The sequence below is a fragment of the Mycobacterium sp. M23085 genome, from assembly GCF_045343915.1.
In the GTDB taxonomy this organism is placed as follows: Bacteria; Actinomycetota; Actinomycetes; order Mycobacteriales; family Mycobacteriaceae; genus Mycobacterium.
Genome location: NZ_CP174280.1, coordinates 1439958 through 1460738 on the forward strand (window position 1 = coordinate 1439958; position 20781 = coordinate 1460738).

Annotated in this window: 6 protein-coding genes and 1 pseudogene; 1 reads left to right on the top strand and 6 read right to left on the bottom strand. The window is 67.7% G+C overall.

Going from position 1 to position 20781, the window contains the following annotated elements:
- Window positions 1-843, bottom strand: coding sequence for a 30S ribosomal protein S2 (rpsB, locus tag ACIUM1_RS06360; protein WP_406816389.1), 843 nt, complete (start codon window positions 841-843; stop codon window positions 1-3).
- 319 nt (window positions 844-1162) lie between these two features.
- Between rpsB and ACIUM1_RS06365 the strand changes: the two are divergent.
- Window positions 1163-1633, top strand: a pseudogene (locus ACIUM1_RS06365) (M23 family metallopeptidase); the annotation flags it as partial.
- 14 nt (window positions 1634-1647) lie between these two features.
- On the opposite strand, the gene ACIUM1_RS06370 reads toward ACIUM1_RS06365, so the two are convergent.
- The 5 genes from ACIUM1_RS06370 to ACIUM1_RS06390 form a co-directional block, all read right to left on the bottom strand.
- Window positions 1648-2544, bottom strand: coding sequence for a tyrosine recombinase XerC (locus ACIUM1_RS06370; RefSeq protein ID WP_406816390.1), 897 nt, complete (start codon window positions 2542-2544; stop codon window positions 1648-1650).
- Between the two features lie 33 nt (window positions 2545-2577).
- Complete coding sequence (locus ACIUM1_RS06375; RefSeq protein ID WP_406816391.1) at window positions 2578-3738, bottom strand: alpha-hydroxy-acid oxidizing protein; 1161 nt, start codon at window positions 3736-3738, stop codon at window positions 2578-2580.
- 24 nt (window positions 3739-3762) lie between these two features.
- Window positions 3763-4620, bottom strand: a complete 858-nt coding sequence (locus ACIUM1_RS06380; RefSeq protein ID WP_406816392.1) for a siderophore-interacting protein — start codon at window positions 4618-4620, stop codon at window positions 3763-3765.
- Between the two features lie 129 nt (window positions 4621-4749).
- The gene (locus tag ACIUM1_RS06385) at window positions 4750-5607 is read right to left on the bottom strand and encodes a hypothetical protein (protein WP_406816393.1); all 858 of its coding nucleotides are present in this window, start codon (window positions 5605-5607) and stop codon (window positions 4750-4752) included.
- A 77-nt stretch (window positions 5608-5684) separates the two neighbouring features.
- Window positions 5685-20213 carry a PPE domain-containing protein gene (locus tag ACIUM1_RS06390; RefSeq protein WP_406816394.1) on the bottom strand — a complete coding sequence of 4843 codons (14529 nt, stop codon included), beginning with the start codon at window positions 20211-20213 and terminating at the stop codon, window positions 5685-5687.
- Window positions 20214-20781: the final 568 nt, after the last annotated feature.

Here is a 20781-nt window from a genome sequence, read left to right on the forward strand (position 1 = left end):
TCAGCCTTCCGTGGGTGTTGGTTCTGGGGTGCCCGCAGCGGCGTCGGTGGGGGCGGTGGTGGTAGCGGAGGCCAGCAGCTCCTGCTCCCATTCGGCGAGCGGCTCGGCGGCCAGTGAATCCCCCGCCTCGGGCTTGCCGTCGCCGCGGCCGACTCCGGCGCGGGCCTGCAGGCCCTCGGCGACGGCCGAGGCGATCACCTTGGTCAGCAACGCGGCCGAACGAATCGCGTCGTCGTTGCCCGGGATCGGGTAGTCGACCTCGTCGGGGTCGCAGTTGGTGTCCAGGATCGCGATGACCGGGATACCGAGCTTGCGGGCCTCGCCGACGGCGATGTGCTCCTTGTTGGTGTCGACGACCCAGATGGCCGACGGCACCTTGGCCATGTCGCGGATACCGCCGAGGCTGCGTTCCAGCTTGTTCTTCTCCCGGGTCAGCATCAAGATTTCCTTCTTGGTGCGGCCCTCGAAGCCACCGGTCTGCTCCATCGCCTCGAGCTCCTTGAGGCGCTGCAGCCGCTTGTGCACGGTGGAGAAGTTGGTGAGCATGCCGCCCAGCCAGCGCTGGTTGACGTACGGCATGCCGACGCGGGTCGCCTCGGCGGCGACGGACTCCTGCGCCTGCTTCTTGGTGCCGACGAACAGCACGCTGCCCCCGTGGGCGACGGTCTCCTTGACGAACTCGTACGCCTGGTCGATGAAGGTCAGCGTCTGCTGCAGGTCGATGATGTAGATGCCGTTGCGGTCGGTGAAGATGAACCGCTTCATCTTGGGGTTCCAGCGACGGGTCTGGTGCCCGAAGTGGGCGCCGCTGTCCAGCAGCTGTTTCATGGTTACGACGGCCATGGTTATGCCTTACTTGTGTCGGTTGTCGCCTGGCATCGGGTTGAGGCCGGGCCCTGGCGGCTGCTGCGATGCCGGACCCGGCCGGGAAAACCCCCGGTCGGGACCGCCCGGCATGCGATTGCGTTCTCCTAGTGGAACCAGAGACGCGATGCAGACGCGCGAAGTCAGCCCGCGAACGAGCTGCGACCAGCAGTTTACACCGACTCAGCAGGTGGTTTTGCCGCGCTTCCCCAACCGGGCCGCCGGTCCACAACCGCGGCGCGCCCGGGTGGTCCGGACGGCGGCGCCGCGCTGAACTGCCTGGGTGCGGTGCAGAGCGCTCGTATTGTGCGCGGGCTTGGTCGGTGCGGTGCCGGCGGTTGCCGCCGAGGATCGCCTGGAGTGGCCGCTGCGCCCGCCTCCGGCCGTCACCCGGGCCTTCGACGCCCCGGCTCCGGACTGGAAGCCCGGACACCGCGGCGTGGACCTGGCCGGTGCGGCCGGTCAGCCGGTGTACGCCGGGGGCGGCGGGACCGTGGTGTTCGCCGGGCTGCTGGCCGGACGGCCGGTGGTGTCGCTGACCCATCCCGGCGGGTTGCACACCAGTTATGAGCCGGTCCGGGCGGCCGTGCGGGTCGGCCAGTCGGTGACGGCCGCGACTGCGATCGGCGAGCTGATGCCCGGGCATGCCGGGTGCCCGGTCGCGGCGTGTCTGCACTGGGGTGCGATGTGGGGTCCTGCGTCGGGCGCGCGGTACGTCGATCCGCTGGGGCTGCTGAAATCCACGCCGGTACGGCTCAAACCGCTGAACCGTTGAGCGGACGGTCAGGCCCTCGGGTGGGCTTGATCGTGCACCGCGCGCAACCGCGACACCGCGACATGCGTATAGAGCTGCGTGGTGGCCAGGCTGGAATGGCCCAGCAGCTCCTGGACGACGCGCAGGTCGGCCCCGCCTTCGAGCAGGTGCGTGGCCGCGCTGTGCCGCAGGCCGTGCGGCCCCATGTCCGGCGCGCCGTTCACCGCGGCGACGGTCTGGTGCACCACGGTGCGCGCCTGCCGAACGTCGAGCCGGCGGCCCCGCGCGCCCAGTAGCAGCGCCGGGCCGGATTCGGCGTTCGCCAGGGCCGGGCGCCCGTCGGCGAGCCACGCGTCGAGCGCCTCGGCGGCGGGCCTGCCGAATGGCACGCTGCGCTGCTTGTTGCCTTTACCGAGCACGCGCAACAGCCGATGGTGGGTGTCGACGTCGTCGATGTCCAGGCCGCACAGCTCGCTGACCCGGATCCCGGTGGCATATAACATCTCGACGATCAGCCGGTCCCGCAGCGCCAGCGGATCACCTTGCTGCGCACCGGATTTGGCGGCGGCCATGGCGTCGAGCGCCTGATCCTGGCGCAGCACCGCGGGCAGCGTGCGGTGCGCCTTGGGGACCTGCAGCCGCGCGGCCGGGTCCGCGGTGAGCAGGCCGCGCCGCGCGGCCCAGGCGGTGAAGGCCTTGACCGCCGAGGTGCGCCGGGCCAGCGTCGTGCGGGCGACGCCGGCCGCGGCCGCGGTGGACAGCCAGGAGCGCAGCAGGGGCAGGGTCAATCCGTCCAGGTCGGTGCCGCGGTCCGCGAGGAAGGCGAACAGCGAGCGCAGATCACCGAGGTAGGCGCGCCGGGTGTGCGCCGACCGGCCGCACTGCAGGTCCAGGTATTCGTCGAACTCGTCGAGGATCGCCTGCACTCCCCCACGGTCGCAGGCGCGGACCGGGGCGCTCTAGTCGACGCGCCGAAGCGTGTCCGGGGTGAGATCTTTGAGCGTGGGATAGCCGTCGACGGCCATGATGAGGTCGGCTTCGGCCAGGATCGAGCGCAGCACGTGCACGATGCCGTCGGCGCCGCCGAGCGCCAGACCGTAGGCGTACGGTCGGCCGATGCCCACGGCCGTGGCGCCCAGCGCGAGCGCTTTGACGACGTCGGCGCCGCTGCGGACCCCGGAATCGAACAGCACCGGCAGCCCGTCGGCCGCCTCGACGACGCCGGGCAGGCACGCGAGGGCGGGCAGGCCGCCGTTGGCCTGGCGGCCGCCGTGGGTGGAGCAGTAGATGCCGTCGACGCCGCCGTCCCTGGCGCGCCGGGCGTCGTCGGGGTGGCAGATGCCCTTGATGATCAGCGGCAGGTCGGTCAGCGACCGCAACCAGGGCAGGTCGTCCCACGTCAGGGGGTTCCCGAAGGTCGTGACCCACTGCAGCACGGTGCCTTGCGGGTCCTCTTCCGGCGGGCGTTGCAGGGCGGCCCGGAAGACCGGATCGCTGGTGTAGTTGCTCAGGCAGAGCCCCCGCAGCTGCGGAAAGTTGGCCGTGCTGAGGTCGCGCGGGCGCCACCCGGGTATCCAGGTGTCCAGGGTGACGATGATGCCCTTGAAGCCGGCGGCTTCGGCCCGCTGCACCAGGCTGGCGGCCAGGTCACGATCCTTCGGCGTGTAGAGCTGAAAGAAGCCGGGGGTGTCACCGAATTGCGCGGCGACGTCTTCCATGGGGTCCGCGGTCAGGGTGGACACCACCATCGGCACCCCGGTGGCCGCGGCCGCGCGAGCGGTGGCCAGGTCGCCGTGGCCGTCCTGGGCGCAGATGCCGATGACGCCGATCGGGGCCATGAACACCGGCGACGGCAGGGTCAGGCCGAACATCTCCACCGACAGGTCGCGCGCGGCGGCACCGACGAACATCCGCGGTATCAGGCCCCAGCGATCGAACGCCTCCCGGTTGGCCCGCTGCGTGCGTTCGTCGCCGGCGCCACCGGTGACGTAGGACCACACCGACGGCGACATGGCCCGCTCGGCGCGGGCCTCCAGCTCCGCGAAGGCCATCGGCAGCGCGGGCGCCACCCCGGCCAGGCCCTTGAAGTAGATCTCGTTCTGGTAGTCGCCGAATGCCATGGGAAAGACAATGCCAGGCGGCCGTCAGGCTGACGAGTTCGCCGACTCGGCCTGCGCCAGTTCTTTCTTCCATTGCCGGAACGTCTCTTCGGTGCGGCCGCGGCGCCAGTACCCCGAGATCGACGACGCCCATTTGGCGTCCACGCCCCGCTCCTTGCGGATGTAGGGGCGCAGATTGTGCATGACGGCCTGGGCCTCGCCGTGGATGAAGACGTGCACCTGCCCGGGCAGCCAGGGGGTGCTGGTGACGGCCTCGATCAGCGGCGCGTGGTCGCCGGCGCGATCCTCGGGCACCAGGTCGGCACGCCCGCCCCGGTAGACCCAGTGCACCTCAACGCCTTCGGGTGCGGTCAACGGGATTTCGTCCTCCTGGCCCCCAACCTCGATGAACGCTTTGCCGACCGCGCTGGGGGGCAGCGCTTCCAGCGCCGCGGCGATGGCCGGCAGCGCCGACTCGTCGCCGGCCAGCAAGTGCCAGTCGGCGGCGGGGTCGGGTGTGTAGGCGCCGCCGGGGCCCATCAGGTAGATCGGCTGGCCGGGCTGGGCCGTGGCTGCCCATTGGCCCGCGATGCCGTGCTCGCCGTGCACGACGACGTCCAGCGTGATGCGGCGTTTCTCGACGTCGACGTGGCGGACGGTGAGAGTGCGCACCGATGGCTTTTTCTCCGGGGGTAGGTCGGCGAAGCTGTCGAGCGTCAGCGGCCCGGGCAAGCCGGCCACGTCCACGTCGTCGGCGATGAATACCAGCTTGACGTAGGAGTCGGTAAACTTGCTGGGCACGAAGGCGTCAAAGTCCTTGCTTCCGAGCACTATCCGCACCATGTGGCGTGTGAGCTGTTCGGTACCGACGACTTCGAAGCATTGCAGTGGTCGACCTGCCACTTGTCCTCCTGTTAAAACCCCGACTCCCGGTCGACTATACGAGTCGTGTCGTTGACGCAGCTTGGCCGCTTTTCGCCGCGCGCGCGGCCCGACTATGGGGCCATCCCGGCGTCGGAAACCCAACCCTGGCTATGGGTGCACGTGAGCCGGCGAAGGCATGCCGTGGCAGTGCCCGAGTTGGGGATACCGCCGGGTGGTGACGGTGATCGTGCCTTCGGTGTTGGTGATGGTGGCACCCTCCGCGCCGACGGTGGCGGTGGCGGTTCGGTGTGCGGGGGTGATCACCTCGCCGACGTGTGCGCCGGCACCCATGGTGGCCGAGCCGCTGAACAGCTCGACCTCGACCTTGGCGCGGCGGTACTGGGTGAGGGTGAACGGGCCATAGCTGCCGGCGTGTAGTCGCGTGTCGGACGGGATTACGGCGCCACCCGCGTAACACCTACCAAGGGTGGTGACAGTGCTGCCGTCGTTGACGGTGACGGGGGCGTTGGCTAGGCAAGTCCCGGCGCCTTGCACGGTGATGGAGCCGCTGTTGACGAGCATGGTGGTGCCTTCGGCGAGAGCGATGGTGCTGCCATATCGAAGGGTGACGGTTTGACCTTGCAGGATGCGGATGGCGATGACGGGGCCCGCGGTCCGTTCGGCGGTGTTGGCGGCTTCCGGGGAGGCGTCGTCTCGGACCCTTGTCTCGGCGTGACGAACCGCGGCGTTTTCTCCGTGACTCTTGTTGGGGTCCGGTAGTGAACGGGTCGCTGCGGTTGCCGCACCCGGCCCGGCAAGCATTGTCATCAGTCCCTTGAGGAACGTGCTTGCCATCGGGATTGCTGCGGTGGACCGAGCGGTGGCGTTACGGCTGGCAGCAGCGGACAACAGCGACGCCGGCTCGATCCGCGGGGCCGCCGTGGACCAACTCAGCGGCACGGATAACGGCCCGCGCGAGATGGCCTTGCCGCGCCGTCCGGCGGCCTCGCCCGCCGGAGACTGCACCGGCTCTGGCGCTCTGGCGTTCGAGTCGTTTCCTCGCCCAACGCTTTCCGCCACGGCGGCTGCCTGAACCGGACCCATCAGTCAACCTCAGACGCGACGAGATCCCAACAGCACCGACCTCCATTGGCATCCACATATCGACAGCAGGACCTATCGTCCGGTCCACACGATGCCAACGTCGAATCATCTTGCGGGCCTTGGATTCCGGAGAGCCCCGCGAGGCCCGACAGGCCCGGGGCGGCAAGCCCGCTCGGAGAGATGCCGACCACCACCGGCGACGGGGCCGGCGGCACGGGCGGCACCGGTGTAGCGGGAGCGATGGTGACGGGGCCGATCACACCGGTGGAGGTGTAACTTCCGCCGGGGCCGATGGTGATGACCTCGCCGGGGCCGATGGTGATGCTTCCACCATTGAGGATGGGGAGGACGCCGCCGGCATCGACGGTGAAGGTGCTGCCAGAACTCACAGTGACCATGCCGCTGTCAGCCAGGGTGCCGCCGACGGTGACGGTGCCACCGTTGGTCAGCGCGGCGCCCGAATTGACCGCGAACGTGCCGCTGTCCGTGAGCGTGCCGCCCGCGCTGACGGTCACCGTGCCGCTATCGGTCAAGGTGCCGCCACTGGTGACCGTGACGGTCCCGCCATCGGTCAAAGTGGCGCCGGCATTGACGGTGACCGTGCCGCCGTCGGTCAGGATGCCACCGGTGCTGACCGTCACCGCGCCGCTGTCGGTCAATGTGCCACCCGAGCTGACGGTCACCGCTCCGCCATCAGTCAAAGCGCCACCGGCACTGACCGTCACGGTCCCGCCGTCGGTCAGGGTGCCCCCGGCACTGACCGTCACGGTGCCGCCATCGGTCAGGGTGCCACCCGAGCCCAGCAGCCCTCCACCGCTGATCGTGACCGAGCCACCATCGGTCAATGTGCCACCCGACCCCACCGTGACCGTGCCCCCGGAGCCAACGACCGAACCACCGTTGACGGAGAGAGCACCGCCGTTCGCGACCGTGAGATGGCCAGTGTCAGTGAGCGCGCCGCCCGAACCCAGCACCGACCCACCATTGATGGAGACGGCACCGCCGTTCGCGACGGTGAGATGCCCGCTGTCGGTGAGGACCCCGCCCGCCCCGAGGACCGAACCTCCATCGACGGAAAGAGTTCCGCCGTTCGTGACACTCACGGTGCCGCTGTCCGTCAAGGCGCCACCGGACCCCAGAACCGACCCACCATTGACCGTGACCGTCCCGCCATCGGTCAACACGCCACCCGAATTAACCGTCACCACACCACCATCGGTCAACGCGCCGGTGGAACCGACACTCAGCGTGCCCCCACCGTTGACGTTCACCACACCCGTCGAACCCACATCAATCGTGCCCGCAACGCCGGCACCGCCATTGACGTTCAGCGTCCCGTTATCCACCACCGTGACACCAGCGTCCACGGTCAACGAGCCACTGTCGGTCAACACCCCACCCGAATTGACCGTCAGCACACCGCCATCCGTCAGCGTGCCGCCCGAATTGATGGTCACCGCACCGCTATCGGTCAGTGTGCCGCCGCTGGCGACCGTGACAGTCCCGCTATCCGTCAGCGTGCCGCCGGCATTGACCGTCAGCGTGCCGCCATCCGTCAGGGTGCCGCCCGAGCTGACCGTGACGGCGCCGCTGTCGGTCAACGTGCCACCCGAGCTGACCGTCACGGTCCCGCCATCAGTCAAAGCGCCACCGGCACTGACCGTCACGGTCCCGCCGTCGGTCAACGTGCCGCCGGCACTGACCGTCACGGTGCCGCCATCGGTCAGGGTGCCACCCGAGCCCAGCACCCCGCCACCGCCGACCGTGACCGAGCCACCATCGGTCAACGTGCCACCCGATCCCACCGTCACCGTTCCTCCGGACCCGAGAACCGACCCACCGTTGACGGACAGAGCACCACCGTGCGCGACGGTGAGAGTGCCACTGTCGGTGAGGGTCCCGCCAGCCCCCAGCACCGAACCTCCCTCGATGGAAAGAGTTCCGCCGTTCGTGACGCTCACGGTGCCGTTATTCGTCAAGGTGCCAGCGGAGCCCAGAACCGACCCACCATTGACCGTGACGGTCCCGCCATCGGTCAACGCGCCACCCGAATTAACCGTCACCACACCACCATCGGTCAACGCGCCGCCGGAATGAATGGTGATCGCGCCACCGTCGGTCAACGTGCCACCCGCATTCACAGTGAGCGAACCGTTGATGTTGACGTTGACCGCACCGGTAGCGCCCACGTTGATCGTGCCGTCGTCGGTCAGACTGCCGCCGATCGTCACGGTGCCACCGTCGGTCAGCGTCCCACCCGAATCCACCGTCAGTGCACCACTGTCGGTCAGCGTGCCGCCCGTATTGATGGTCAGCGAGCCGGCGTTGGTCACCTCGACGGCACCGTTGTCAGTCAAGCTTCCGCCGACCGTCACCGTTCCGCTGTCGGTTAACGTCCCACCAGAACCGACCGTGACGGTTCCGCTGTCGGTCAACGTTCCGCCCGAGCCGACAGTCAGGGTGCCGCCGTCGGTCAGGGTGCCGCCCGAGCTGACCGTCACGGCGCCGCCGTCAGCCATGCTGCCGCCACTGGTGACAGTGACGGTCCCGCCATCGGTCAGCGTGCCGCCGGCGTCGACGGTGACCGTGCCGCTGTCGGTCAGGATGCCACCGGTGCTGACCGTCACCGCGCCGCTATCGGTCAACGTGCCATCCGAGCTGACCGTCACGGTCCCACCGTCGGTCAACAAGCCACCCGAGCCGACCGTCACGGTCCCGCTATCGGTCAGGGTGCCACCGGCACTGACCGTCACGGTGCCGCTATCGGTCAGGGTGGCGCCCGAGCTGACCGTCACGGTCCCGCCGTCGGTCAACAAGCCGCCCGAGCTGACCGTCACGGTCCCGCCGTCGGTCAGGGTGCCCCCGGTGCTGACCGTCACGGTGCCGCCATCGGTCAGGGTGCCGCCCGAGCCCACCAGCCCTCCACCGCTGATCGTGACCGAACCACCATCGGTCAACGTGCCACCCGACCCCACCGTCACCGTGCCCCCGGAGCCAACGACCGAACCACCATTCACGGATAGGGCACCGCCGTTCGCGACCGTGAGATGGCCGGTGTCAGTGAGCGCCCCGCCCGAACCCAGCACCGACCCGCCGTTGATCGAGACGGCACCGCCGTTCGCGACGGTGAGATTGCCGCTGTCGGTGAGGGTCCCGCCCGCCCCGAGGACCGAACCTCCATCGACGGAAAGGATTCCGCCGTTCGTGACACTCACGGTGCCGCTATCCGTCAAGGTGCCACCGGACCCCAGCACCGACCCACCATTGACCGTGACGGTCCCACCATCGGCCAACACGCCACCCGAATTAACCGTCACCACACCACCATCGGTCAACGCACCACCGGAATGAATGGTGATCGCACCACCATCGGTCAACGTGCCACCCGCATTGACTGCGAGGGAGCCATCGACGTTGACCGCACCAGTGGCGCCCACGTTGATTGTGCCGCTGTCGGTCAGAGTGCCGCCGACTGTCACGGTGCCACCGTCGGTCAGCGTCCCACCCGAATTGACCGTCAGCGCACCACTATCGGTCAGCGTGCCGCCCGGATTGATGGTCAGTGCGCCGCTATCGGTCAGAGTACCGCCGCTGGTGACAGTCACAGTCCCGCTATCCGTCAACGTGCCGCCGGCATTGACGGTCAGCGTGCCGCCATCAGTCAGGGTGCCGCCCGAGCTGACCGTCGCCGTCCCGCTATCAGCCAGGGTGGCACCCGAATCGATCGTGACAGTGCCGCCGTCGGCCAAAGTGCCACCGGCGTTGACGGTGACCGTCCCGCCGTCCGTCAAAGCTCCAGTGGAACCAACCGTCACGGTGCCGCTGTCGGTCAACGTGCCACCCGAGCTGACCGTCACGGTGCCGCCGTCGGTCAACAAGCCCCCCGAACTGACCGTCACGGTCCCGCCATCGGTAAACGTGCCGCCCGCACTGACCGTCACGGTGCCGCCATCGGTCAGGGTGCCACCCGAGCCCAGCACCCCGCCACCGCCGACCGTGACCGAGCCACCATCGGTCAACGTGCCACCTGATCCCACCGTCACCGTTCCCCCGGACCCGAGAACCGACCCACCGTTAACGGACAGAGCACCACCGTGCGCGACGGTGAGAGTGCCGCTGTCGGTGAGGGTTCCGCCCGCCCCGAGGACCGAACCTCCATCGACGGAAATGCTTCCGCCGTTCGTGACGCTGACGGTGCCGCTATCCGTCAAGGTGCCACCGGAGCCCAGAACCGACCCACCATTGACCGTGACCGTCCCGCCATCGGTCAACACGCCACCCGAATTAACCGTCACCACACCACCATCGGTCAACGCGCCGGTGGAACCGACACTCAGCGTGCCCCCACCGTTGACGTTCACCACACCCGTCGAACCCACATCAATCGTGCCCGCAACGCCGGCACCACCATTGACATCCAACGTCCCGTTATCCACCACCGTGACACCAGCATCCACAGTCAACGAGCCACTGTCGGTCAACAACCCACCCGAATCAACCGTCAGCGCACCGCCATCGGTCATCGTGCCGCCGCTGGCAACGGTGACAGTCCCGCTATCCGTCAGCGTGCCACCCGAATTGATCGTGACGGCGCCACCGTCAGTGAGCGTGGAACCCTGCCCGACCGCCAGGGTCCCGCCGCTGTTCACGTTGAGCGCGCCTGTGGAACCCACGTCGATCGTGCCACTGAGGCTCATGCCGCTGTTGATGTCGAGCGTGCCGTCGTCTGTCAGAGTGACACCGGACCCGACGGTGAGCGTCCCGCCATCGGTTAACGTCCCGCCCGAATTGATGGTCAGCGCACCACTATCCGCTAATGTGCCGCCGCTGGTGACCGTCACAGTCCCGCCGTCGGTCAACGTCCCACCACTGGCAACGGTGACGGTCCCGCTGTCCGTCAGCGTGCCACCCGAACCCACAGAAACCGTGCCGCTGTCGGTGAGGGTGCCACCGGAGCCGACGGTCAACGTGCCGCTGTCGGTCCCACCGGTACTGACGATGATGGCCCCGCCCGTGTTGGTCACTGTGCCGCCGTCGGTGAGGGTCCCGCCCCCGGTGACGGTGACGGTCCCGGCGTCCGTCAGGGTGCCACCCGAGCTGACGGTCAGTGCGCCGCTGTCCGTCAGGGCGCCGCCGGTGTCGACGGTCACGGCGCCGCCGGAGCTCACGGTCAGGGCGCCCCCGTCGGTCAGCGTGCCACCCGAGCCCACGGTCAACGTGCCGCCGTCGGTCAGGGTGCCACCGGCGCTGATCGTCAGAGTGCCGCCGTCGGTCAAGGTTCCGCCCGAGCCGAGAACCCCTCCGCCGCCGACGGTTACGGTGCCGCCATCCGTCAACGCTCCGCCTGAGTGAACGGTGACCGCACCGGCATCGGTCAGCGTGCCGGTGGCACCGACGGTGAGCGTGCCGCCGCTATCGACGTTGAGGGCGCCGGTGGAGCCCACGTCGATCGTGCTGCCGGTCAGACTCACACCACTGTTGATATTCAGCGTGCCGTTATCGATTACGGTGACACCGGAATCGATCGTGAACGAGCCGCTATCCGTCAACATCCCACCCGAATTAACCGTCAGCGCACCGCCATCCGTGAACGCGCCACCACTGGCGACGGTCAGGCTGCCACCATCGGTCAACGTGCCGCCGCTGCTGACGGTGACGGTGCCGCTGTCCATCAGGGTGCCGCCGGCATCAACAGTCACGGCGCCGCTGTCAGTCAACGCGCCGCCGGCGTTGACGGTCACGGCGCCGCCGTCGGTCAACATGCCACCCGAGCCGACGGTCATGGTGCCACCGTCGGTCAGGCTGCCGCCGGCGCTGACCGTCACGGTGCCGCCGTCGGTCAACGTGCCGCCGGCACTGACCGTCACAGTCCCACCATCGGTCAGGGTTGCGCCCGACCCGAGAACCCCTCCACCGTTGACAGTGACGGTGCCGCCATCGGTGAGCACGCCACCGGAGCCGACCGTCACGGTGCCACCGGAGCCGACAACCGACCCCCCGTCGACGGACAAAGTGCCGCCGTTGGCCACAGTGAGACTGCCACTGTCGGTGAGCAGACCACCAGAGCCCAAAACCGATCCACCGTCCACCGAAAGACTGCCACCGTTCGCCACGGTGACGGTGCCGCCGTCGGTCAGGGTGCCGCCCGAACCCAGCACCACACCACCGTTGACCGTGACAGTCCCGCTATCGGCCAACGCCCCACCCGCATTCACCGTCACCGCACCACCGTCCGTCAACGTCCCACCACTGGCCACCGTCAGCGTGCCGCTATTGACGTTCACCGCACCGGTGGAACTCACATCGACCGTGCCCGCGACGCTGGCACCGCTGTTGATATTCAGCGTGCCGTTATCAACAAGGGTCACACCAGAACCCACAGTCAACGAACCACCGTTCGTCAACACCCCACCCGAATTGACCGTCAGCGCACCGCTATCCGCCAACACCCCGCCCGAATTCACCGTGACCGCACCACCATCGGTCAACGTCCCACCACTGGCCACCGTCAGCGTCCCGCTGTCCGACACAACCCCACCCGAGCTCACGCTCAGCGTGCCGCTGTCCGTCAAAGCACCGCCCTGGCCCACCGTCACCGTGCCGCTATCGGTGAGCGTGACTCCCGAGCCGACACTCACCGTGCCGCCATCAGTCAGAGTGCCACCCGAATTAACCGTCAGCGCACCACTATCCGTCAACACCCCAGCCGAATTCACCGTCACCGCACCACCGTCGGTCACCGTCCCAGTCGGACCCACGGTCAGCGCTCCGTTAACCGTCACCTCGCCACCGGTGTTGACGGTCAGCGTGCCGCTATCGGTGAAGGTCACACCGGAGCCCACCGTCAAGGTGCCGCTATCACTCCCCCCGGTACTGACCACCAGGGACCCACCCGTATTGGTCAGGGTGCCGCCATCGGTCAAGGTGCCACCGCCAGTGACGGTCACCGTCCCGCCGTCAGTCAACGTGCCACCGGCGCTGACCGTCACAGTCCCACCATCGGTCAGCGTGCCACCCGACCCGAGAACCCCTCCACCGTTGACAGTGACGGTGCCGCCATCGGTGAGCACGCCACCGGAGCCGACCGTCACGGTGCCCCCCGAGCCGACAACCGACCCCCCGTCGACGGACAAAGTGCCGCCGTTGGCCACGGTGAGACTGCCACTGTCGGTGAGCAGACCACCAGAGCCCAAAACCGATCCACCGTCCACCGAAAGACTGCCACCGTTGGTCACCGTGACCGTACCGCCATCGGTCAGGGTGCCACCCGAACCCAGCACCGCACCGCCGTTGACCGTGACAGTCCCGCTGTCCGTCAACGTCCCACCCGCATTGACCGTCACCGCACCACCATCGGTCAACGTCCCACCACTGGCCACCGTCAGCGTGCCGCTGTCCGACACAACCCCACCCGAGCTCACGCTCAGCGTGCCGCTGTCCGTCAAAGCACCGCCCTCGCCCACCGTCACCGTGCCGCTATCGGTGAGCGTGACGCCCGAGCCGACACTCACCGTGCCGCCATCACTCAGGGTGCCACCCGAATTGACCGTCAGCGCACCACTATCCGTCAACACGCCACCCGAATTCACCGTGACCGCACCACCATCGGTCAATGTGCCGGTGGAACCAACGGTGAGCGTGCCACCACTATCGACGTTGAGGGCGCCGGTGGAACCCACGTTGATCGTGCTGCCGGTCAGGGTTACGCCACTGTTGATATTGAGAGTGCCGTTGTCCACCATCGTGACACCGGAACCCATCGTGAACGAACCGCTATCGGTGAACACGCCACCCGAATCAACGGTCATCGCACCGCTATCGGTTAGCGCGCCACCCGAGCTGACGGTCAGCGTGCCGCTGTCGGTCAAGGTGGCGCTGGAGCCCACGGTCATGGTCCCGCCGTCGGTCAGGGTGCCACCGGCGCTGACCGTCACAGTCCCGCCATCGGTCAAGGTGCCGCCGGCACTGACCGTCACAGTCCCACCGTCGGTCAGGGTGCCGCCCGACCCGAGAAGCCCTCCACCGTTGACAGTGACGGTGCCGCCATCGGTGAGCACGCCACCGGAGCCGACCGTCACGGTGCCCCCGGACCCGACAACCGACCCCCCGTTGGCGGACAAAGTGCCGCCGTTGGCCACGGTGAGACTGCCACTGTCGGTGAGCAGACCACCGGAGCCCAGAACCGATCCGCCGTCGACGGAAAGACTGCCACCGTTCGCCACGGTGACCGTACCGCCGTCGGTCAGGGTGCCGCCCGAACCCAACACCGCACCACCGCTGACCGTGACAGTCCCGCTATCGCTCAACGTGCCACCCGCATTCACCGTGACCGCACCACCATCGGTCAACGTCCCACCACTGGCCACCGTCAGCGTGCCGCTATTGACGTTCACCGCACCGGTGGAACTCACGTCGATCGTGCCCGCGACGCTGGCACCGCTGTTGATATTCAGCGTGCCGTTATCAACAAGGGTGACACCAGAACCCACAGTCAACGAACCACCGTTCGTCAACACCGCACCCGAATTGACCGTCAGCGCACCATTATCCGCCAGCATCCCGCCCGCATTGACCGTGACCGCACCACCATCGGTCAACGTCCCACCACTGGCAACTGTCAGCGTCCCGCTGTCCGACACAACCCCACCCGAGCTCACGCTCAGCGTGCCGCTGTCCGTCAAAGCACCGCCCTGGCCCACCGTCACCGTGCCGCTATCGGTGAGCGTGACTCCCGAGCCGACACTCACCGTGCCGCCATCGCTCAGAGTGCCACCCGAATTGACCGTCAGCGCACCACTATCCGTCAACACCCCACCCGAATTCACCGTCACCGCACCACCGTCGGTCACCGTCCCAGTCGGACCCACGGTCAGCGCTCCGTTGACCGTCACCTCGCCACCGGTGTTGACGGTCAGCGTGCCACTATCGGTAAAGGTCACACCGGAGCCCACCGTCAAGGTGCCGCTATCGGTGCCGCCAGTACTGACGACGACCGTCCCACCCGTATTGGTCAGAGCACCGCCATCGGTGAGCACCCCACCACCAGTGACCGTCACCGTCCCGCCGTCGGTCAACGTGCCACCCGCACTGACCGTCACAGTCCCGCCATCGGTCAGGGTGCCACCCGACCCCAGGATTCCCCCACCGCTGACCGTGACGGTGCCGCCGTCGGTCAGCGTTCCCCCCGAAGCCACGGTCGCGCTGCCCCCGGAACCGACCACTGATCCCCCGTCGACCGAAAGACTGCCACCGTTCGCGACGGTCAATGTGCCGCTGTCCGTCAAGACACCGCCGGAGCCCAGAACCGATCCGCCGTCGACGGAAAGACTGCCACCGTTCGCCACGGTGACAGTGCCGCCATCGGTCAGAGTGCCACCCGAACCCAGCACCGCACCGCCGTTGACCGTGACAGTCCCGCTGTCCGTCAACGTCCCACCCGCATTGACCGTCACCGCACCACCATCGGTCAACGTCCCACCACTGGCCACCGTCAGCGTGCCACTGTCCGACACAACCCCACCCGAGCTCACGCTCAGCGTGCCGCTGTCCGTCAAAGCACCGCCCTCGCCCACCGTCACCGTGCCGCTATCGGTGAGCGTGACGCCCGAGCCGACACTCACCGTGCCGCCATCACTCAGGGTGCCACCCGAATTGACCGTCAGCGCACCACTATCCGTCAACACGCCACCCGAATTCACCGTGACCGCACCACCATCGGTCAATGTGCCGGTGGAACCAACGGTGAGCGTGCCACCACTATCGACGTTGAGGGCGCCGGTGGAACCCACGTTGATCGTGCTGCCGGTCAGGGTTACGCCACTGTTGATATTGAGAGTGCCGTTGTCCACCATCGTGACACCGGAACCCATCGTGAACGAACCGCTATCGGTGAACACGCCACCCGAATCAACGGTCATCGCACCGCTATCGGTTAGCGCGCCACCCGAGCTGACGGTCAGCGTGCCGCTGTCGGTCAAGGTGGCGCTGGAGCCCACGGTCATGGTCCCGCCGTCGGTCAGGGTGCCACCGGCGCTGACCGTCACAGTCCCGCCATCGGTCAAGGTGCCGCCGGCACTGACCGTCACAGTCCCACCGTCGGTCAGGGTGCCGCCCGACCCGAGAAGCCCTCCACCGTTGACAGTGACGGTGCCGCCGTCGGTCAGCGTTCCCCCCGAAGCCACGGTCACGCTGCCCCCGGAACCGACCACCGACCCCCCGCCGACCGAAAGACTGCCACCGTTCGCGACGGTCAATGTGCCGCTGTCCGTCAAGACACCGCCGGAGCCCAGAACCGATCCGCCGTCGACGGAAAGACTGCCACCGTTCGCCACGGTGACGGTGCCGCCATCGGTCAGGGTGCCGCCCGAACCCAGCACCGCACCGCCGTTGACCGTGACAGTCCCGCTATCGGTCAACGTCCCACCCGCATTGACCGTCACCGCACCACCATCGGTCAACGTCCCACCACTGGCCACCGTCAGTGTGCCACTGTTGAGGTTCACCGCGCCGGTGGAACTCACGTCGATCGCGCCCGCGACGCTGGCACCGCTGTTGATATTCAGCGTGCCGTTATCAACAAGGGTGACACCAGAACCCACAGTCAACGAACCACCGTTCGTCAACACCCCGCCCGAATTCACCGTCAGCGCACCATTATCCGCCAACACCCCGCCCGAATTCACCGTGACCGCACCACCATCGGTCAATGTGCCGGTGGAACCAACGGTGAGCGTGCCACCACTATCGACGTTGAGGGCGCCGGTGGAACCCACGTTGATCGTGCTGCCGGTCAGGGTTACGCCACTGTTGATATTGAGAGTGCCGTTGTCCACCATCGTGACACCGGAACCCATCGTGAACGAACCGCTATCGGTGAACACGCCACCCGAATCAACGGTCATCGCACCGCTATCGGTTAGCGCGCCACCCGAGCTGACGGTCAGCGTGCCGCTGTCGGTCAAGGTGGCGCTGGAGCCCACGGTCATGGTCCCGCCGTCGGTCAGGGTGCCGCCGGCGCTGACCGTCACAGTCCCGCCATCGGTCAAGGTGCCGCCGGCACTGACCGTCACAGTCCCACCGTCGGTCAGGGTGCCGCCCGACCCGAGAAGCCCTCCACCGTTGACAGTGACGGTGCCGCCATCGGTGAGCACGCCACCGGAGCCGACCGTCACGGTGCCCCCCGAGCCGACAACCGACCCCCCGTTGGCGGACAAAGTGCCGCCGTTGGCCACGGTGAGACTGCCACTGTCGGTGAGCAGACCACCGGAGCCCAGAACCGATCCGCCGTCGACGGAAAGACTGCCACCGTTCGCCACGGTGACCGTACCGCCGTCGGTCAGGGTGCCGCCCGAACCCAACACCGCACCACCGCTGACCGTGACAGTCCCGCCATCGGTCAACGTGCCACCCGCATTCACCGTGACCGCACCACCATCGGTCAACGTCCCACCACTGGCCACCGTCAGCGTGCCGCTATTGACGTTCACCGCACCGGTGGAACTCACGTCGATCGTGCCCGCGACGCTGGCACCGCTGTTGATATTCAGCGTGCCGTTATCAACAAGGGTGACACCAGAACCCACAGTCAACGAACCACCGTTCGTCAACACCGCACCCGAATTGACCGTCAGCGCACCATTATCCGCCAGCATCCCGCCCGCATTGACCGTGACCGCACCACCATCGGTCAACGTCCCACCACTGGCAACTGTCAGCGTCCCGCTGTCCGACACGGCGCCACCCGAGCTCACGCTCAGCGTGCCGCTGTCCGTCAAAGCACCGCCCTGGCCCACCGTCACCGTGCCGCTATCGGTGAGCGTGACTCCCGAGCCGACACTCACCGTGCCGCCATCGCTCAGAGTGCCACCCGAATTGACCGTCAGCGCACCACTATCCGTCAACACCCCAGCCGAATTCACCGTCACCGCACCACCGTCGGTCAACGTCCCAGTCGGACCCACGGTCAGCGCTCCGTTGACCGTCAGGTTGCCGCCGGTGTTGACGGTCAGCGTGCCGCTATCGGTGAAGGTCACACCGGAGCCCACCGTCAAGGTGCCGCTATCACTCCCCCCGGTACTGACCACCAGGGACCCACCCGTATTGGTCAGGGTGCCGCCATCGGTCAAGGTGCCACCGCCAGTGACGGTCACCGTCCCGCCGTCGGTCAGGGTGCCGCCCGAATTGATGGTGACAGCACCGCTGTCGGTCAAGGTGCCACCCAGGCTGGTGGCGAGCGTGCCGCCGCTATTGACGTTGAGCGCGCCGGTGGGGCCCACGTTGATCGCGCTGCCGGTGAGGGTGACGGCGTTGTTGAGGTTGAGCGTGCCGTTATCGGCAACCGTGACACCAGCGCCCACGGTGAACGAGCCGCTATCGGTGAACACGCCGCCCGAATTGACGGTCAGTGCACCAGAATCCGTCAACGTGGCACCGCTGGCGACGGTCACCGTGCCGCCGTCGGTCAATGTGCCACTGCCCGCGACGGACACAGTCCCGCCGTCCGTCAGGGTGCCACCCGAACCGACGGTCACGGTGCCACTGTCGGTGAAGGTCACGCCCGAGCCGACGGTCAACGTGCCGCTATCAGCGCCACCGGTGCTGACAATGACGGTCCCGCCCGTGTTCGTCAGGGTGCCGCCGTCGGTGAGCAGGCCACCCCCGGTGACGGTGACGCTGCCGCCATCGGTCAGCGTGCCACCCGAGCTGATGGTCAAGGCGCCGCCGTCGCTCAACGCGCCACCCGAGCTGACGGTCAACGTGCTTCCGGAGCTGATGGTCACGGTGCCACCGTCGGCCAGCGTGCCACCCGAGCTCACGGTCACGGTGCCGCCGTCGGCGAGCACTCCGCCGGCGCTGACGGTCAACGTGCCGCCGTCGGTCACGGTGCCACCCGCGCCGAGAACTCCTCCGCTGCTGACGGTGATGCTGCCGGCGTCGGTGAGGGTGCCGCCGGAGCCGACTGTGATGCTGCCGCCTGCTCCGACAACCGCTCCGCTGTTGACGGTGACGGAACCGCCGCTCGCGACGGTGAAGGCGTTGCTGACGGAAAGAGTGCCGCCGTCGGCGAGAAGCGTTCCGCCGTTGATGGTTACGGCCCCGCCGTTCGCGACGGTGATGGCGCCGCTGTCGACCAGGGTGCCGCCGGAGCCGAGCGTTCCGCCGTCGATGGTGATGGTGCCGTCCACGGTGAGGGTGCTGCCCGAGTCGGCGATCAGGCTGGCGCCTGGGTCGATGGTGACGGTGTTGCCGGCGAGGACGACGTAGCTGTTGCCGGCCGTGAGATGCGTGGTGCCGGTGACGTCACCGGAGAGGGCAATCGGATCGACGCCGTTGATGATGACGTGGGTTTCGGTGAGCCCTTGCGAGGCGGCGGTCGTGCTGACCTGTTCGGAGACTGCGGTCGATGCGGACTGCTGCGACACCGCCGCCGACGCCGACTGCTGAGTGACCGCCGCCGACGCCGACTGCTGCGACACGGCGGGCGAGGCCAGCTGTTGGGACGCGGTGGTAGAGCCGAGCTGCTGCGAGGCGGCCGTCATCAACGGCTGGTGGGACGCGGCGGGTGCGGCCGCCTGGTAGGCCGTGGTGGAGGTCGACTGCGGCGAGACAGCGGACGAACCAACCTGCTGCGACACCGCGCTCGAACCGACCTGCTGCGACACCGCGCTGGAACCGACCTGCTGGGACGCCGTCGTGGAGGCCAACTGCTGAGTGGCGGCAGGCGAACCGACCTGCTGAGACATCGCGGCCGACGTCAACTGCTGAGAGGCGGTCGTGGAGGCCAGCTGCTGGGTGGCGGTAGGCGAACTGAGCTGCTGAGACACCGCGGCCGAGGCCAATTGCTGGGAAGCCGTCGTCGAGCTCAGTTGCTGAGACGCGGTCGGCGAGCCCAGCTGCTGTGAGAATGGATGCGAGCTGAGTTGCGTCAGATGTTGGATTCGAGCGCTGGTGGAATCACCGGCGGCCCGCGCCAGCGCGCCCGCGCGAGCCCCCGGCCCGGCAGGGTTGGTCGTGCGGGGAGGCTCGGCGAACGGCGTCAAGGTACTGGCAGCCGTCGAAGCAGCCTCATAGCCGTACATGGCCGCGGCGTCTTGAGCCCACATCTCCATGTAGAGGGCTTCGGTAGCCATGATCGCCGGAGTGTTCTGGCCCAGGAAATTCGTCGCTACCAACGCCGCCAGCTGCGCCCGATTCTCGGCGATCGCCGGGGGCGGCACCGTGGCGATAAACGCCGCCTCGTAGGCCGCCGCCGCCGCATACGCCTGGGCGGCGGTCTGCGCGGCCTGACTGCCAGTGGCAGCCAGCCACTCAACATAGGGGGTCGCCGCAGCCAGCATCGCCACCGAAGCCGGACCCAGCCACGCCTGGCCCGTCAGCTCCGATAGCACCGTGGCGTAGCCGCTGGCGGTGGAGGCCAGTGAAGCGGCCAGTGCGTCCCAAGCAGCCGCGGCCGCCAGAAGCGGCCCTGACCCAGGGCCGCTGTACATGCGCGCGGAATTGACTTCTGGGGGCTGCGCGGCAAAGTCCATAGCCTTCTCTCACTGAGTTAATTGGGTGACGACCCAAAGTCAGAAGATTGCAACTGCGCCGGTTCGACTTCGACCTCGATGGCTCCTATTGCGCGCGTGTAGTATAGGTTCCCTAACCTTTAACAAAATTTGGCTGGCTCGTCAACCGTCGTTTGTTTTATGGACTGGCCTCGGGAATCGAACCGGTATCGCCAAGTGGCCGGGGGCGGACGTTCGGTGAACCGCCAACACGCGACGGCCGCCGGGACTTCGGTGCCGGCTCGGCTTTTGTCCTGATCGGCGAAGAGGCCCAGCTAAGCGCCGAGCCCGACCTCATCGCACTACCGGATGGCATGAGACGTCAGTGGAAGCCGATGAATTCAAACATCTTCCGCCGCGTCACGGTAAGCGAGCCAAACGCGCAGTGCGGCGCCGCCCGCCCCGGTCACCACCTCTGCAGTCAACCTTGACCCCGAATCGGCAACTGACTTCCGAGCAACGGAAGAGGAATAGTCAGCGAACTCCGTTGACTCACAACATCATTCAACCCAGCACGGAGTGGGCAGGCAATGCTGCCAAATAGTCACTG

Bases quoted from the DNA above. Each gene is read 5' to 3' on its own strand.
- ACIUM1_RS06390 (WP_406816394.1), bottom strand. From the start codon at position 20,213: ATGGACTTTGCCGCGCAGCCCCCAGAAGTCAATTCCGCGCGCATGTAC.
- rpsB (WP_406816389.1), bottom strand. From the start codon at position 843: ATGGCCGTCGTAACCATGAAACAGCTGCTGGACAGCGGCGCCCACTTC.
- ACIUM1_RS06375 (WP_406816391.1), bottom strand. From the start codon at position 3,738: ATGGCATTCGGCGACTACCAGAACGAGATCTACTTCAAGGGCCTGGCC.